This window comes from Caulobacter sp. KR2-114 (assembly GCF_049446115.1).
GTDB lineage: Bacteria > Pseudomonadota > Alphaproteobacteria > Caulobacterales > Caulobacteraceae > Acaudatibacter.
In genome coordinates, this window is record NZ_JBMSEC010000005.1 from 384,975 (window position 1) to 399,382 (window position 14,408).

A 14,408-nucleotide genomic window follows, 5' to 3' on the forward strand; every position below is an offset into this window, starting at 1 on the left:
ATGAGCGAAGATCTGATCCTGGCGATCCCGTCCAAGGGGCGGCTGAAGGAACAGGTGGAGCACTGGCTGGCGGACGCCGGCCTGCCGGTGACCAACGCCGGCGGCGGTCGGGGCTATTCCGCGCGCATGGACGGCATCGCCGGCGTCTCGGTTCGCCTGCTGTCGGCCTCGGACATCGCCGCGGCGCTCTATGAGGGCGAGGTGCATCTGGGCGTCACCGGCGAGGACCTGCTGCGCGAGTTCGGCGAGACGCTGGACGCGCGGGTGATGCTGCTGCGCGCCCTGGGCTTCGGCCGCGCCGACCTGGTGGTGGCCGCGCCGAAGAGCTGGGTCGACGTGGAATCGATGGCCGACCTGGACGATGTCGCCCACCTGTACCTGGCCCGCACGGGCCGGCGGATGCGTGTGGCGACCAAGTACCTGGCCCAGACCCGCAGCTTCTTCGCCCGGCACGGCGTCGCCGACTACCGCATCGTCGAATCCAGCGGCGCCACCGAGGGCGCGCCGGCGGCGGGCGCGGCGGAGATCGTCGTCGACATCACCAGCAGCGGCGCCACGCTGCAGGCCAACAGCCTGAAGATCATCGGCGACGGCCTGATCCTGAAGAGCCAGGCCCAGCTGGCCGGCTCCCTGGCCGCGACCTGGGACGCGGGCCAGATCGAGACCCTGCGCCGGCTGATGGCGATCGTCGAGGCGCGCGCGCGCGGCAAGACCATCTGCTCGCTGGTGTGGCCGGCGGAACAGGAGCCGGCGGCCCGCGCCGCGATCCAGCCGTTCACCCAGCCCGACCAGGCCACCCGCGCCAACGGCGTGCTGGTCGATGCGCGCGACCTGTTCGCCGCCTCCCAGGCGCTGGCCGCCGCGGGCGTTGGCCCCGTCAGCGTCAGTCACCCGGCCTATGTGTTCGAGCCGACCAGCCCCGTCGCCGAGTCGCTGGCGGCGATCGTGGGCGGCTGAAAGGTCTTTTGACGCGATCGTCAAAAATGTAGTCGCCTGATGCGCGACTAGTTTTGACCAGTCAGTCCAAAAAACACCCCGATGTGTTGAGTTCGGCGTGAAATCTTTCATTTTGGGGTATCGGGCGCGTTGACAGCGGGCGGATTTTGCCGTTTTCTGACACTGCGAGAGACAACGAGGCCTACCAAAGAGCCTTAAGTCTCCGGCGTTTCGGGGAGGAAACGCCCGCTTGGATCGATAGACCAAGGCCTTTCAGACCCGCCGCGATTATCCCCCGCGGCGGGTTTGTTCTTTTCCGCGATAGCGTCAGAAACTTGACTGTAGGCAGTCGCCTGCCACCCGCGCCCCCAGCGAAGGGGCGCCGCCCCCGCTGCGCGAGGGAAGACGGTGATAGACTCTCCCCGCCCCTACCCGCCTGCGCGCCGGTACTCCCGTGGCGAGACGCCGTACTGCTGACGGAAGGCCCGGCTGAAGTGGGCTGAGCCGTTGAAGCCCCATCGGAAGCAGATGCTGGAGATCGAGGCGTCGGCGTAGCGCGGGCTGACCAGCTCCATGCGGCAGCGCTCCAGCCGCCGCCAGCGGATGTAATGGGTGAAGCTCTCGCCCGCGGCGGTGAACAGCTTCTGCAGGTAGCGCGGCGAGACCCCTTCGGTCTCGGCCACCCGGCGCAGGCTGAGGTCCGGCTCGGCCAGCAGGGTCTCGATGGTCTGGCGCACGCGATGCAGGTGCGCCTCGCGCGTGGCGGCGGGGCCGCGGGGGGCCAGCTGTTCGCCGGCCGACAGGCTGGAGGCCAGGAACTCGGTCACCGCCATCTCCACCGGCCGCATCTGGTCGTCGTCGAGGTCCTCCAGCGTCTCGGCCACCGCGCGCAGCAGGCCGGAGAACACGTGGTTCACCCCCATCGCCGCGGGCAGATGACCGATGCGCAGCGATCTTGGCGAGACCAGGCGGTGGTCCAGGGCCACCCGCGGGGCGGTGATGAACAGCAGACGGAAGCGGGTCTTCAGGGTCAGCGAGGCGGCCATGCCGGTGGGGCCGAAGACGATGTCCCCCGGTTCCACCACGGCCTCGGCCGGGCCGTCCTTGAGGATCGCCGAGCCGTCCAGCAGCGCCGCCACCCAGATCGCCGCCGGCTGGTCCGGGTTGCGCCCGGAGATGGTCTGGGCGCCGGCCCGGACCACGGAGAACTCCATGCCCATCGGCGAGACCAGGGAGCTCACCGAGGCGCTGGAGCCATCGTCCTCCGCCGCCGCCTCGACCGGCAGGCGCAGGCGCACCATCGCCTCGCGCCAGGCCTGGCGGCGGGCGTGCAGCGGATAGACGTCGGTGGTGAACGACCAGGCCTTCATGGGGAAAGAAGCTCGCACTCCCCTCCCCCTTGCGGGGAGGGGGCAGGGGGTGGGGGTGTAGCGCCAACGTCGACGGGTTTGTGCTGGCGCCCCCACCCCACCCCCTCCCCGCGGGGGGGAGGGGCGCTATTGCCCGACACCAGCACCGTTGACGTCACCCCTTCACCGTCCCCCGGGCCGGGAAGATGTCGCGCGGGATGCGGACGTGCACGCCCTGGCGACCGTCCACGACCTGGGTGACGCCGAAGTCGGTGGCCACGCTCATCAGCGAATAGGCGTCGTTGGCCGTCAGGCCGACGTGTTCGGTGAGCAGGCTCAGCATTTCCTTGGAGGCGTCGCGCATGGCCACGTTCAGGTCCTCGTTGAAGCCGTGCACGATCCAGTACTTCGGCGTCTCCAGCAACGGGCTCGCGACCTGGAAATCCTTGCGCAGAACCACCTGGAACAGCACGTTCAGCGAGGCCTCGATGGCCGTGCCGGACAGCTCGCCGTCCCCCTGCGACACGTGCGGATCGCCGATCGAGAACAGGGCGCCGTCCACCTGCACCGGATAGTACATCGTCGCCCCAGCGCCGATGCGCCAGTTGTCGATGTTGCCGCCGTGCAGGCCGGGCGGGATGGTGGAGACGCGGCCGGTGGTGTCCGGCGCCACGCCGGCGGTGCCCAGGTGCGGCCGGGCCGGCACCCGCACCCCGGCCAGGGCCGGCTGGCGGTCGCAGACCGGGCAGTGAGTGATCGTGCCGGGGACCAGGTACTTGCCGGGGAAGTCGTAGGCGTACAGCGCCTGGGCGTGGCCGGCGTTGGCATCCAGCTCGTAGATGGTCACCCGCTCCTTTTCGCCGAACTCCTTGTACAGGTAGCCCCAGTTGGCGGCGAGGTTTGACCCGTAGTTGCAGCGCGGGACCATCCGCAGGTAGCGCACCTCCAGGATGTCGCCCGGCTTGGCGTCCTCCACCCAGATCGGCCCGGTCATGATGTGGACGCCCGGGTTGCGGTCGGACTCCGGGATCTCCTTGAACAGCGCCTCGACGCCGGCGTCAAACATCAGCTCGGGGGCGTCGCCGGCATGGTGGGTGACGGCCTCGGCCTGCACCAGGTCGCCGCTCTTCACCCGCATCACCGGCGCCTTGGCGGCGTCGAAGTAGCCCCAGTGCACGGTGGCCGGCGTGGCCGGCAGATGGTGCAGGGCGCCGGGGAGGGTGTCGGCGCGGGTTTCCCCGGCCTCGCAGATGAACGCCATGAAGTGCCTCTCGGGTCTCGCGTAAAATGTTACGCCGCCTTTGAAGCCCCATTCTCGTGCGCGCCCAGCACAATACTCATCATGCTCAGCGACTTGTGCTCGAAGTGATCAGGATCGAAGCGCGCCGCCTCGCCCGGCGCCCGCGTTCCGAGCACATACAGCAGCGGCCAGTAGTGATCGGGGTCGGGCACCGACATCACCGCGTCCTGCCCCTGGCTGGCGTAGTCGATGACCTTCTGCGGCTGGTCGGTCGCCACCGCGTCGCGGATGTAGTCGTTGAAGCGGACCGCCCAGTCGTAGGGCTGAGCCCAGCGGCCGGGCCAGTCCATGACCCGCAGATTGTGCACGACGTTGCCGCTGCCGACGATCAGCACGCCCTCCTCGCGCAGGGGCGCCAGCTTCTGGCCCATGGCGTAGTGCCAGGCCGGCGGCTTGGAGGCGTCCATGCTGAGCTGCACGATCGGCACGTCGGCGTCGGGATAGGCCTTCGACAGCACCGACCAGCAGCCGTGGTCCAGGCCCCACTGGTTCTGGTCCAGCACTACGTTCAGCTCAGGCGACAGGAGCTCCTTCACCCGCGCGGCCAGCGCCGGATCACCGGGGGCCGGGTACTGCACCTGGAACAGGGCCTCACCCAGGCCGCGGCCGAAGTCGTGGATGGTGCGCGGACGCGCCATCGCCGTGACCCCCACGCCGTTGGTCAGCCAGTGGGCCGAGATGCACAGGATCGCCTTGGGCTTGCCGATCTCGCGGCCGATCCGGTTCCAGGTCGCCGTGGTCTCGTTGGTCTCCAGGGCGATGGTCGGGCTGCCGTGCCCGAAGAAGACGGCGGGCAGGCGCGCCATCAGGCGACGCCCGCGGGCCTGGCCAGACCCTTGGCGGCTTGTTCGGCCTTCATCTTCTTCCAGGTCTCCTGATAGCGCGGCGTGAGCCAGCCGTTGAAGGCGCGCTGGGCGCCTTCCTGCCAGGAATAGCGCCCGCGGGGGGCGAAGCGCGAGCGCAGACCGATCTGCACCATCTCGTCGACGTGCATGTCCTGGGCGATGATCTCGTAGGCCGCCGCCATGTTCATGTTCATGCGATGCTCGTAGGCCGGGTCCTCCATGGCCCCGGGGGCCACCAGCACGCCGGTGTCCATCTCGTGCGTCTCAGGCCCGGTGGCGCGGACGATCAGGTAGATCACCATGTCGCTCATGATCACCAGCGACAGGGTCGGCGGCATGTTGGCGAACAGCATGCGGTTGCGCTCGACCTCGCCGAGGCCCGGGAAGATCGGCAGCAGCGCCTTCTGGGTGGCGTTGAAGCTGGCGTCCGCGTGCAGGGTGCCGTTGGTGCGGTAGTAGCCGGCGGTATCCTCCGGCAGTTCGGGGAACACGGCCAGGCCGCTGGGCACGAAGTCGTGCAGCGGGCCGTGGTGCAGGCGGCTGGCGTGGTAGCCGTCGTTGTTGTTCTCGAACATCACCTTCCAGTTCCAGGGGTTCTTCCCTGGCGGGCCGGGCCGGGCCCCTTCGGCGTTGGCGAGGTCGTAAGGCTTGACCACCTCGGTGACCGCGGTCAGCCGCGGCGCCAGCGGCGGCGCGTCCGGGTCGAAGTTGATGAAGATGAAGCCTTCCCAGACCTCGACCTTGAAGTTCGGCAGGCCGGCCGACCGCTTGTCGAAGTCGCAGGTCTTCTCCATCGCCGGGGCGTTCACCAGGTGGCCGTCCAGGCCGTAGGTCCAGTGGTGGTAGGGACACACGAAGCCGCGGGCGTTGCCATGGCCTTCCGCCACCAGCATGCCGCGGTGCTGGCAGACCGACGACATCGCCTTCAGTTCGTTCTGGCGGGTGCGCGCCACCACGATCGGCTCGTCGATGATGTGGGTGGTGAAGTAGTCGCCCGGCTCCTTCACCCACGCCTCGCGCCCGACGCACAGCCATTCGTGATTGAACACCGCCTCCTTCTCGAACGCATAGAAGCCGGCGTCGACGTAGCAGGCCGGCGGCAGGCTCTCGGCGTCGGCGACGTCCAGCACGGAGCTCGACAGGCTGTCGAAGAAGGCGTCGTTGAAGAGGTCGGCTTTCATGGGTGTCAGGCGCTCTGGAGTGGCGAAGAGGCCTGACGCTACGCCGCAAAAACCTCGTCAGTCTTGCACCAGCGCGCACGACAACTTGCTCAGCGCCACGACAAACGAGAGCCTCGCCGGGATTCTCGGCGCCATGAACGCCTTGCTGGGCTTGGATTGTTCAGCCCCGCCCGGTCCGCCCCGGTCGCGAAACTCGCCGGGCGCGCCCGGGCAAGACGGCGAGGCGCGGCGACGCTAGCCTGCGAACCATCAAACGCCTGACCTGAGGTCCGCCATGGCCGACGCCGCCCTTTCCGAACCCGCCCAGAAGACGCCCGCCCTGCAGATCCGCGAACTGAAGCCCGGCTTCGGCGCCGAGGTCATCGGGGTCGACCTGCCCAAGGCCGACGAGGCCACGCTGGACGCGGTGGTCGACACCTTCCACCGCCACGGCGCGCTGGCGCTGCGCGGCCAGAAGATGGGCCCGCAGGACCTGCTGGACTTCATCTCCCGCTTCGGCGAGCCGGAAGGCCATACGCTGAAGGAAAACTGCCTGCCGGGCTTCCCCAACATCTACATCCTCTCCAACCGGGTGGTGAACGGCAAGCCGATCGGCGCGCACAACGACGGCGTGGGCTGGCACACCGACTATTCCTACAAGGAAGAGCCGGTGATGATGACCATGCTCTATGCGGTCGAGGTGCCGGCCGAGGGCTCAGACACCCTGCTGGCCGACTGCGTCGCCGCCTGGAACCAGCTGCCGGCCGAGCGCCAGGCGCAGCTGCGGGACCTGAAGCTGCACCACTCCTGGGTTCACTTCATGCATAACCGCGAGTTCAACGCCCGTGAGGAGCTGGATCCGCAGCTGGTGGCCGAGAACCCGGACGTGATCCACCCGCTGGTGCGCACCCACCCGGCCGACGGCCGCCTGGCCCTGTGGCCGTCCACCGGCACGGTGACCGAAGTGGTCGGCATGCCCAAGGAAGAAGGCCTGAAGCTGGTCGACGACCTGGTCGAGTACGTCACCCAGGACCAGTTCATCTATCGCCACAAGTGGCAGGCCGGCGACCTCTTGATGTGGGACAACCGCTGCACCCTGCACACCGGCACCCTGTACGACGACAAGAAGTACATCCGCGAGATGCACCGCCTGTGGGTCAAGGGCGACCGCCCGTACTGATCCCTGCCGGGGGCGGCGCTGCCGTCCCCCGGCCTGCCTTCGCCGCCTCAGAGCCTGACCCTCTTCAGACGGATTTCACATGACCGAACAAGCTTCTCCCCGCGTGTGGTTCATCACCGGGGTGTCCTCCGGCCTTGGCCTCGCCCTGGCCAAGGCGGCCCTTGCGGCCGGCGACTTCGTGGCCGGCACCGCCCGGCGCGAGGCCGACCGCGCCGCGTTCAAGGCGCTGGATCCGCAACGGGCGCTGGGCCTGCTGATGGACGTGCGCGACGAGGCGGCGGTGAAGGCCGCGGTCTCGGCCGCCGAGGCCCGCTTCGGGCGCATCGACGTGCTGGTCAACAACGCCGGCTACGGCCTGATCGGCGCGCTGGAAGAGACCAGCCTGGCCGAGATGCGCGACCAGTTCGAGGTCAATGTGTTCGGCGCCATCGCCGTGATCCAGGCCGCCCTGCCGGCCATGCGCCAGCGCCGCGCCGGGACCATCCTGACCATCACCTCGGTCAGCGGCCTGGCCGCCTGGGGCGGCACCGCCACCTACACCGCCAGCAAGTTCGCCCTGGAAGGCGCCACCCAGTGCCTGGCCCAGGAAGTCGCCGAGCTCGGCATCCGGGTGATCAACGTTGCCCCCGGCGGCCTGCGCACCGACTACGCCGGGCGCTCGCTGGTGCTCAGCGAACAGACGATCGCCGACTACGACGGCGTCGGCCACCTGCCCCGCCGCATGCTGGTCGAGGGCTCCGGCCATGAGAACGGCGACCCGGACAAGGCCGCCGCGGCGATCCTCAAGGTGCTGGAGGCCGACGTCCTGCCGATGCACCTGCTGCTGGGCGCCGACGCCGTCCACTACGCCACCCGCGCCGCCGGCCAGCTGCAGCACGACCTCGGCGAATTCATCGGCCTGACGGTGTCGATCGGCAGCTGAGCCGCGGACATTCCACCCTCTTTGCCGTCATCCTCGGGCGCCTGTCCCGAGGATCCATGAACACGTGAAGCGAAGTCGCGAGCGGCAGCGGAGCGTCGCTGCGGCGGCAGCCGCTCCGTCGTGACGCGCCCTTCGAAGCGCGCCAATCGTTCTCACGCGTGCTTGGACCCTCGGGACTGACGCCCGAGGGTGACGGTGGAGCCTGGGGGGACTGGCGGAGTTCCCGTGCACGACCGTTACGGCCGCCCGGCGTGCGCCACATCCACCTGCGCCACCAGGATCTTGCCCTTCGGCGCGGCCGAGCACTCTTCGGGGATCGAGGACGGGGCGGTCAGCATGAACAGGGTGCGGCCATCGTCGCCGCCCAGCATGCAGGCGTAGCAGGGCTGGCCGGTGTCGATCACCTCCAGCACCTCACCGCCCTCGGCCACGCGGACGCATTCGGGGCCACCGGCGTTGGCGACCCAGATCGCGCCCTCGGCGTCCAGGCAGATGCCATCCGGCACGCGCGGGCGGATCGACGCCCACTCGCGGCGGTTGGAGAGCGCCCCGTCGGCGCCGATGTCGAAGGCGGCCAGGGCGCCGCCCATGCTCTCGCCGACGATCAGGGTCTTGCCGTCCGGGGTGATCACCGTGCCGTTGGGAAAGCGCAGGTCCGCGGCCGCGCGGCTCACCCTGCCGTCAGCCGTCACCAGGGCCATGTCGGCGGTCGAGGTCGCCAGATCGGCCCCGCGGCCGGCGGTGCGCTCGGCCATGAAGTGGTCGAGGTCGAAGCCGAAGTTGCCGACGTAGGCGCGCCCCTCGGCGTCGACCACCAAGTCGTTGCAGTGCCAGGTGGCGATGCCGGAGAGGTCGGCATGCTTGCGCACCTGCCCATCGGCGCCGCGCCGCATCAGCTTGCGCCGCTCCATGGACACGAAGATCAGGTCGCCGCCGGGCAGCCAGCCGAGACCCGAGGGCCGGTCGCCGTCCACCTCGACCTCGACGCGCACGTCGCCGGCCAGCGAGACCGACTTGATCGCGTGCGCCCAGAAATCGCTGAACCACAGCCGCCCGTCGCGCCAGCGCGGCCCCTCGCCAAAATACAGGCCCTCCGCCAGGACCCTGGTCGCCCGTCCCATGCCGTCTTCCTCCGCCGTTCTGGGCACCTTGGCAGAGGCGCGCAGCGGAATGGAAGGGCATCCCCCTCCCGTCACCCCGGCCGCAGCGCAGCGGAGAGCCGGGGCCAGCGGCTCCGCGCCCCAGAAGACGGCGATAGGTCGTTGCGTGGGTAGCGCCGGGCTGGAGGTCGTCTCGGCGGCCGGACGGCCGGCCCCGGATCGGCGGCGCTGCGCGCCGTGTCCGGGGTGACGAGTGAAAGCGAGCCGCTCAGTACGGCTTGTCGCCAGCCACCGTCACGCGAAAGCCGGAGCGGGTCTGGGGGTAGTAGTCCCAGGTGGCCAGGTGCTGGGTGCAGCGGTTGTCCCAGAAGGCCACCGAGTGCGGCTTCCACCTGAAGCGCACCTGGAAGTTCGGATTCTGCACATGCTGGTAGAGGAAGCGCAGGATGGCGTCGCTCTCGGCCTTGTCCACCTCGACGATGCGGGTGGTGTAGGACTGGTTGACGAACAGGCACTTGCGGCCCGTGACGGGGTGGGTGCGCACCACCGGATGGATGTTGCAGGGGTACTTCTTGTCCACGTCCGGAAACAGCGGCCGGTAGACGTGGTCGGCGTCGTGCACCGCCGTCAGCCCTTCGAGATAGGCCTTCATCCGGTCCGACAGGGTCTCGTAGGCCAGGTACATGCTGGACCACAGGGTGTCGCCGCCCACCGGCGGGACCGTGTGCAGGTAGAGGATCGAGCCCATCGGCGGCTCGGCGTCGCAGGTCAGGTCCGAGTGCCAGTTCTCGCCGGCGATGAACTTGGAATCGGCGTCGGCGTGTATGGCGACGATCTCCGGGTGGCCCTCGATGCCGGCGACGCCCGAGTGGATCGCCAGCTCGCCGAACGCCCGGCCGAACGCCTTGTGGCTCTCGTGGTCCAGGCGCTGGTCGCGGAAGAAGATCACCTGGTAGTCGGCGATGGCCTGGGCGATCTCCTCGAGCTGCCGGTTGGTCGGGCGGGCGAGGTCGACGCCGCCGATCTCCGCGCCGATCCGCATGGTCAGCGGCCGGATCTCCAGGGTCTCATAGGCCATCGTCACGTCCTTGAACTTCCATACGCCTCATCTGAAATTTTAGCAGACGCTGGTCGCGGGCGATACGGCTAGTTGCCGAACGGATTGTCGCCATAGACCGGCGCGGCGCGCGCGGGGCCGTCGCCGGCCTCCGCCTTGCCGCAGACGGCGATGGCGGTCAGGGCGAAGATCAGCGCGCTGTCGGCCAGATCCTTGGGACTGGGGCGCCAGCGCTTGAAGCCGGTGGTGATCGCCGGAATCCGCTGCATGTTGAACACGTTGTGGTCGCGCCACATGCTGGAATAGACGCTGGCCGCCCGCTCCACCGGCCGGCCGAAGGTCAGCCGCGTGGCCGCGTCCACCGCCCCGACCAGCGGGGCCACCGCCTCGGCGTCGGCCTCGAAGCCGTGCCGCGCCATCACCGGCTCGATCTCCACCTCGCCCAGGCCCGCCTCGCGGACCAGCGCCTCCAGCTGATGCAGGATGTCGGTCACCGTCTGGCGCGGGGTCATGCCGACCTCGAGGTAGACGTTGACCACCTCGGTGCCGGCGCCGAAGGCATAGGGCACGCCGCCGCGGATGGCGGCGATCTGGGTCTTGGGCACCGCGGTCCCGCCGGGGGAGTCGTAGGTGTTCTTCACCTGGTACTCGCGGCCCCAGCGGTTCAGCGCCGCGATCAGCCCGCCCAGGCGATAGATCGGGTTCGGATGCTCGGCTGGGTCTTCCGGCGTGTTCAGCAGGGGGGTGAACACCGCCTCGCCCAGCACCTTGATGCGGAACACCGCATAGCCGCAGCCCACCCAGGTCAGGCCGAAGTCGCAACCCTCGGCGGCAATGGCGTAGTCCGGCGCGACGCCGCCGTGGTGGAACAGGTAGTGGGCGCCGATGTCCTTGCCCATGTAGGCGATGCCGCGATGCTCCTCGATCGGCTCGGGGCCGATCTCGCCGGGGCAGGCGGTCAGATACATCTTGCCGGCCAGGTCGATGCCCGCGGTCTTCAGCGCCTTGGCCGCCATCAGGAAGCAGCTCATCGGCCCGCGGTCGTTGGCGATCGGGTAGCCGTACAGCACCCCGTCCTCCAGCCAGCACTCCTGCCACTCGCGGTTCTGCAGCGTGGCGGGGCGGAACTTGTAGGTGTCGAGGTCCGGCTCCCAGGTCGGGGCCTCGGTGTCGAGGTGGGCGGTGAACAGCAGATTGCGGCCAACCCCACGCCCGCCCCACGTGCCGATGATGTTGTTGCGCTCGGGCACGGCGCCGACCTTGCGCGGGTTGAAGCCCTCGCGCGCCATCCAGTCGAACACGAAGTTGCCGGCCGCCAGCTCGTGGCCGGCGGGGCTGGGGATGTTGCCGAGGTCGAGGGCGAGCTGGGTCAGCTCCTGGGTGTCGATCGCCGCGGCCACCGCGGCGCGGTCAGCCTCGGAGACGACGCAGGGCGCGGGAACATTGAAGGGAAAGGCGCCGTCGGCCATGCGTCACTCAAATCCTTGCCAGGCGGCCAGCACCTGGTCGGTGTCGACCAGGATGGCGCAGTTCAGCTCCAGGCTCTTCAGCGTCCCCTCGTGCAGGTCGACCTCGTAGGCCGCGCAGGCGTCGGTGGCGACGAAGACGTGGTAGTCCAGGTGGAAGGCGTCGCGCACGGTGCAGTCGACGCAGCATTCGGTGGTCAGGCCGCAGGCGATCACGGTGTCGACGCCGCGGGCCTTCAGGGCAGCGTCCAGGGTCGTGCCGAAGAAGCCGGAATAGCGGATCTTGGGGACCACCAGCTCGCCAGGAGCCGGCGTGGGGCCATAGAAGGCCGCGCCGACCTCGCCCGCGCGGCACAGGCCGCTGTCCTCGTCCGGGGAGCCGCCGCGGCGCCGCATGCGCTCCTTCCAGAACCGGGAGTCGGTGTCGCTGCGGGTCATCAGCCCGACGAAGATCACCGGGGCCCCTGCCCGGCGCGCGGCGTCGACCAGCCGCTCGGCGGCCGCCAGCGCCGGCTTGACGACATCCATGTCCACGCCGGCCTGGCCCAGCACCCCGTCGGGCGAGGCGAAGTCCACCTGCATGTCGATCACCAGCACGGCGGTGCGATCCGGCGCGATCCAGGCCGGCAGGCCGTCCAGGGCGGCGGTCTCCGCCGCCAGGTCCGAGGTCACGGCGTTCACCACACCTTTTCCCGCAGGCCCGGCAGGATCTCGGTCCCGAACATCTTCAATCCCTCCACATAGTCCGGGAAGATCAGCATCAGCCCATCCAGCTCACAGTAGCTCAGGAACTCCTCGACCTTCTCGGCGCAGGTGGCGGGCGAGCCCACCGCCGTCTGGGTCATGAAGGCGCCCTGCTGGCTGGCCGCCGTGGCGATCCGCTCCGGCGGCACGCCCCAGCTCTGCAGCATGGCGATGATGGCGCCCATGTCGGCGCCCTCGGCATAGGTCTTCACCAGCGCCTCGGCCTTGGCGTCGGTCTCGGCGTAGATCAGGGTGCACATGGCGTAGGTCTTGATGCTGGTGCCCATCTCTTCGGCCACCCGCTTGGCCCGGCGGCTGGCGTCGCGGCGCTCGTCCGGGGTGCGCCCGCCGATGAAGCAGGCGTCGCTCTCGCGCACCGAGAAGCGGAAGCCGCGGTCCGACATGCCGGCGCAGATCAGGTCCGGCCGCGGGCGGCTGATCGGCTTGGGATCGGACACGCAGTCCTTCATCGTGAAGTACTTGCCCTCGAAGTCGACGCTCGGCTCGGACCACAGCCGCTTGACGATGGTGGTCCATTCCTCGGCCAGCTCATAGCGGTCGTCGTGGCTGAGGTTCGGGTTCCAGGCCCCCATCTGGCCGAACTCGTCCTTGTAGGCGCCGGCGACGATGTTGAGGCCGGCCCGTCCGCCGCTGATGTGGTCCAGGGTGGTGATCATCTTGGCGGTGACCGCGGGATTGTGCAGCAGGGTGTGCACCGTGGCCCAGACCTTCACCCGCTTGGTGGCCTGGGCGATGCCGGCCATCATGGTGACCGACTCCATCGACGTGCCCCAGTGGTTGGTCTCGCCGCCGAAGCCGCGCCACTTGCCCATGGACATCACGAAGTCCAGGCCCTGCTCGTCGGCGGTGACCGCCGCCTGCAGGTTCTGCTGCCACAGGCCATCCAGCTTGGGCGTGGTGCTGGAGATGATCCAGCCGCCGTTGGCCACGGGCAGGAAGACGCCGAAGTCGTGTCGCGTTCCGGGACTGTCGTACATGATTACCTCCTTCAGGCGGCGCGTCTGGCGAGGCGGGGGGCGTCCTCGTCGGCGGGCGTGGCGGCGATCTCGGCGGCCGGCCGCTTGTGCGGCGGGCGCATGAACAGGGTGGCGACGAACACCAGGAAGATGACCCCGGCGTAGATCTGGAAGGTGGGGGCGAAGCTGCCCAGCCGGTCGCGGATGAAGCCGCCGATCAGCGGGCCGAGCGCCGAGGCGGCGCCCACCAGGCAGGTCAGGGAGAAGATCTCAAGATTGTGCCGGCGGCCATAGTAGTTGAGCAGCAGCACCGTCACCGCCAGCACGGTCAGGCCGAAGCCCAGGCCGGTGCCGATCGAGTACAGCACCATCATCGGGTAGGTGTGCGCCACGCTGAGCGCCAGCGAACCCAGCACCTGGGCGGCGAGGGCGAAGATCAGCAGGTGGCGCGGATCGATGCGATCGCCCAGCAGCCCCGCGCCGGCGCGGCCGAGCAGCTGCATCAGCGACTCGAAGCTCAGCATGCCGGCGGCCACCGCCGCGGCGACGCCCATCTGCGTCAGGTGCGCCACCGACAGGCTGGCCACCGTCACCCCGCACAGCAGGTGGCTGAAATAGGCGGCCAGCAGGACGTAGAACTGCGGCGTGGCCAGCGCCTCGCGAGCGGTCCAGTCCTCGTGCGTGCGCCAGATGCGATGGTTGGCCGGTCGGGCCTCGGCGGCCTCGACCTCGTGATCGATGTCCTCGCCGGCCTGCGCCAGCCAGCGGGCGCTGCCGACGGAGAGGGCGCAGACCAGGCCGACCAGGGCCGCCGCGGCGGCGGCGATGATCCAGAACAGCCGCCACTGGCCGGGAAACAGCCCCAGCACTCCGAACACCATCCAGGGTCCGGCGACGCCGCCCAGGGAGCCGAAGGTGAAATAGATGCCGAACGCCCGGGCCCGGTTGCGGAACACCGCCCCCAGCACGTGGGTGCCCGGGATGAGCGCCATGGACTGGTAGCCGACGCCGCACAGGCCGCAGCCGATCCAATAGGCCCAGAGGCTATGCGTGGCCCACAGGCACAGGAAGCCGGCGACCATCACCGCGCCGCCGAACAGCACGGTGAAGGCCACGCCGAAGCGCCGGATCAGCCAGGCCGGGATCATCGACGACGCCCCGGTCAGGGCCCCCAGCAGGGTGAAGCCGAGGCCCGCCTCGGTCCAGTTCCAGCCCTGGTCCTTGACCATCAGCGGCAGCACCACGCCCAGCGACGAATAGGTCGCCGCGGTGATCAGGAACAGCACCAGGCTGAACGCCGCGAGCTGCAGCCAGGGTCGCCACTCAGCCGATGCCATCACTGCGCCTTTCGAGCGGGAAGGCGGCCGGCGGC

Annotated in this window: 13 protein-coding genes; 3 read left to right on the forward strand and 10 right to left on the reverse strand. The window is 69.5% G+C overall.

All coding sequences use genetic code 11. The annotated features are described in order from the left end of the window. Positions 1–957 carry an ATP phosphoribosyltransferase gene (gene hisG / locus ACO2Q3_RS19490; RefSeq protein WP_423309613.1) on the forward strand — a complete coding sequence of 319 codons (957 nt, stop codon included), beginning with the start codon at positions 1–3 and terminating at the stop codon, positions 955–957. Positions 958–1,364: 407 nt separating this feature from the next. On the opposite strand, the gene ACO2Q3_RS19495 is transcribed toward hisG, so the two are convergent. The 4 genes from ACO2Q3_RS19495 to ACO2Q3_RS19510 all read right to left on the reverse strand — a co-directional run bounded on the left by ACO2Q3_RS19495 (position 1,365) and on the right by ACO2Q3_RS19510 (position 5,611). Beyond that, entirely contained in the window at positions 1,365–2,306 is a 942-nt protein-coding gene (locus ACO2Q3_RS19495; protein WP_423309615.1) for a helix-turn-helix domain-containing protein, read from the reverse strand. A 154-nt stretch (positions 2,307–2,460) separates the two neighbouring features. Then, entirely contained in the window at positions 2,461–3,546 is a 1,086-nt protein-coding gene (locus ACO2Q3_RS19500; protein WP_423309617.1) for an acetamidase/formamidase family protein, read from the reverse strand. 29 nt (positions 3,547–3,575) lie between these two features. Further along, positions 3,576–4,391, reverse strand: a complete 816-nt coding sequence (gene ygiD, locus ACO2Q3_RS19505; RefSeq protein ID WP_423309619.1) for a 4,5-DOPA dioxygenase extradiol — start codon at positions 4,389–4,391, stop codon at positions 3,576–3,578. Further along, complete coding sequence (locus ACO2Q3_RS19510; protein WP_423309621.1) at positions 4,391–5,611, reverse strand: aromatic ring-hydroxylating oxygenase subunit alpha; 1,221 nt, start codon at positions 5,609–5,611, stop codon at positions 4,391–4,393. The genes ygiD and ACO2Q3_RS19510 overlap by 1 nt, the downstream gene beginning before the upstream one ends. 274 nt (positions 5,612–5,885) lie before the next feature. Here ACO2Q3_RS19510 and ACO2Q3_RS19515 point away from each other — a divergent pair, with 274 nt between their 5' ends. Continuing rightward, positions 5,886–6,770 (forward strand): TauD/TfdA dioxygenase family protein, encoded by an 885-nt coding sequence (locus ACO2Q3_RS19515; RefSeq protein ID WP_423309623.1) that lies wholly within the window; start codon positions 5,886–5,888, stop codon positions 6,768–6,770. 79 nt (positions 6,771–6,849) lie between these two features. Beyond that, complete coding sequence (locus ACO2Q3_RS19520) at positions 6,850–7,692, forward strand: oxidoreductase (protein ID WP_423309625.1); 843 nt, start codon at positions 6,850–6,852, stop codon at positions 7,690–7,692. A gap of 236 nt (positions 7,693–7,928) precedes the next feature. On the opposite strand, the gene ACO2Q3_RS19525 is transcribed toward ACO2Q3_RS19520, so the two are convergent. From ACO2Q3_RS19525 to ACO2Q3_RS19550, 6 genes are all read right to left on the reverse strand, one after another. Further along, positions 7,929–8,813 (reverse strand): SMP-30/gluconolactonase/LRE family protein, encoded by an 885-nt coding sequence (locus ACO2Q3_RS19525; protein ID WP_423309627.1) that lies wholly within the window; start codon positions 8,811–8,813, stop codon positions 7,929–7,931. Between the two features lie 247 nt (positions 8,814–9,060). Then, positions 9,061–9,870 (reverse strand): TauD/TfdA dioxygenase family protein, encoded by an 810-nt coding sequence (locus ACO2Q3_RS19530; protein WP_423309629.1) that lies wholly within the window; start codon positions 9,868–9,870, stop codon positions 9,061–9,063. Positions 9,871–9,938: 68 nt separating this feature from the next. Next, positions 9,939–11,318 carry a peptidase M20 gene (locus ACO2Q3_RS19535; protein WP_423309631.1) on the reverse strand — a complete coding sequence of 460 codons (1,380 nt, stop codon included), beginning with the start codon at positions 11,316–11,318 and terminating at the stop codon, positions 9,939–9,941. A 3-nt stretch (positions 11,319–11,321) separates the two neighbouring features. Continuing rightward, positions 11,322–11,996 (reverse strand): cysteine hydrolase family protein, encoded by a 675-nt coding sequence (locus tag ACO2Q3_RS19540; RefSeq protein WP_423309633.1) that lies wholly within the window; start codon positions 11,994–11,996, stop codon positions 11,322–11,324. Next, a complete protein-coding gene (locus ACO2Q3_RS19545; RefSeq protein ID WP_423309635.1) occupies positions 11,993–13,057 on the reverse strand; it encodes an LLM class flavin-dependent oxidoreductase in 1,065 nt (354 codons plus the stop codon). The genes ACO2Q3_RS19540 and ACO2Q3_RS19545 overlap by 4 nt, the downstream gene beginning before the upstream one ends. An 11-nt stretch (positions 13,058–13,068) precedes the next feature. Beyond that, positions 13,069–14,373: a CynX/NimT family MFS transporter gene (locus ACO2Q3_RS19550; RefSeq protein ID WP_423309637.1), complete on the reverse strand. Its 1,305-nt coding sequence runs from the start codon at positions 14,371–14,373 to the stop codon at positions 13,069–13,071. Between the last annotated feature and the right edge of the window lie 35 nt (positions 14,374–14,408).

Excerpts from the sequence above, each read along its gene's own strand:
- ACO2Q3_RS19535 (WP_423309631.1), bottom strand. The coding sequence starts at position 11,318 with ATGGCCGACGGCGCCTTTCCCTTCAATGTTCCCGCGCCCTGCGTCGTC.
- ACO2Q3_RS19550 (WP_423309637.1), bottom strand. The coding sequence starts at position 14,373 with ATGGCATCGGCTGAGTGGCGACCCTGGCTGCAGCTCGCGGCGTTCAGC.
- ACO2Q3_RS19520 (WP_423309625.1), top strand. The coding sequence starts at position 6,850 with ATGACCGAACAAGCTTCTCCCCGCGTGTGGTTCATCACCGGGGTGTCC.
- ygiD (WP_423309619.1), bottom strand. The coding sequence starts at position 4,391 with ATGGCGCGCCTGCCCGCCGTCTTCTTCGGGCACGGCAGCCCGACCATC.
- ACO2Q3_RS19500 (WP_423309617.1), bottom strand. The coding sequence starts at position 3,546 with ATGGCGTTCATCTGCGAGGCCGGGGAAACCCGCGCCGACACCCTCCCC.
- ACO2Q3_RS19495 (WP_423309615.1), bottom strand. The coding sequence starts at position 2,306 with ATGAAGGCCTGGTCGTTCACCACCGACGTCTATCCGCTGCACGCCCGC.
- ACO2Q3_RS19525 (WP_423309627.1), bottom strand. The coding sequence starts at position 8,813 with ATGGGACGGGCGACCAGGGTCCTGGCGGAGGGCCTGTATTTTGGCGAG.
- hisG (WP_423309613.1), top strand. The coding sequence starts at position 1 with ATGAGCGAAGATCTGATCCTGGCGATCCCGTCCAAGGGGCGGCTGAAG.
- ACO2Q3_RS19510 (WP_423309621.1), bottom strand. The coding sequence starts at position 5,611 with ATGAAAGCCGACCTCTTCAACGACGCCTTCTTCGACAGCCTGTCGAGC.
- ACO2Q3_RS19545 (WP_423309635.1), bottom strand. The coding sequence starts at position 13,057 with ATGTACGACAGTCCCGGAACGCGACACGACTTCGGCGTCTTCCTGCCC.
- ACO2Q3_RS19515 (WP_423309623.1), top strand. The coding sequence starts at position 5,886 with ATGGCCGACGCCGCCCTTTCCGAACCCGCCCAGAAGACGCCCGCCCTG.
- ACO2Q3_RS19530 (WP_423309629.1), bottom strand. The coding sequence starts at position 9,870 with ATGGCCTATGAGACCCTGGAGATCCGGCCGCTGACCATGCGGATCGGC.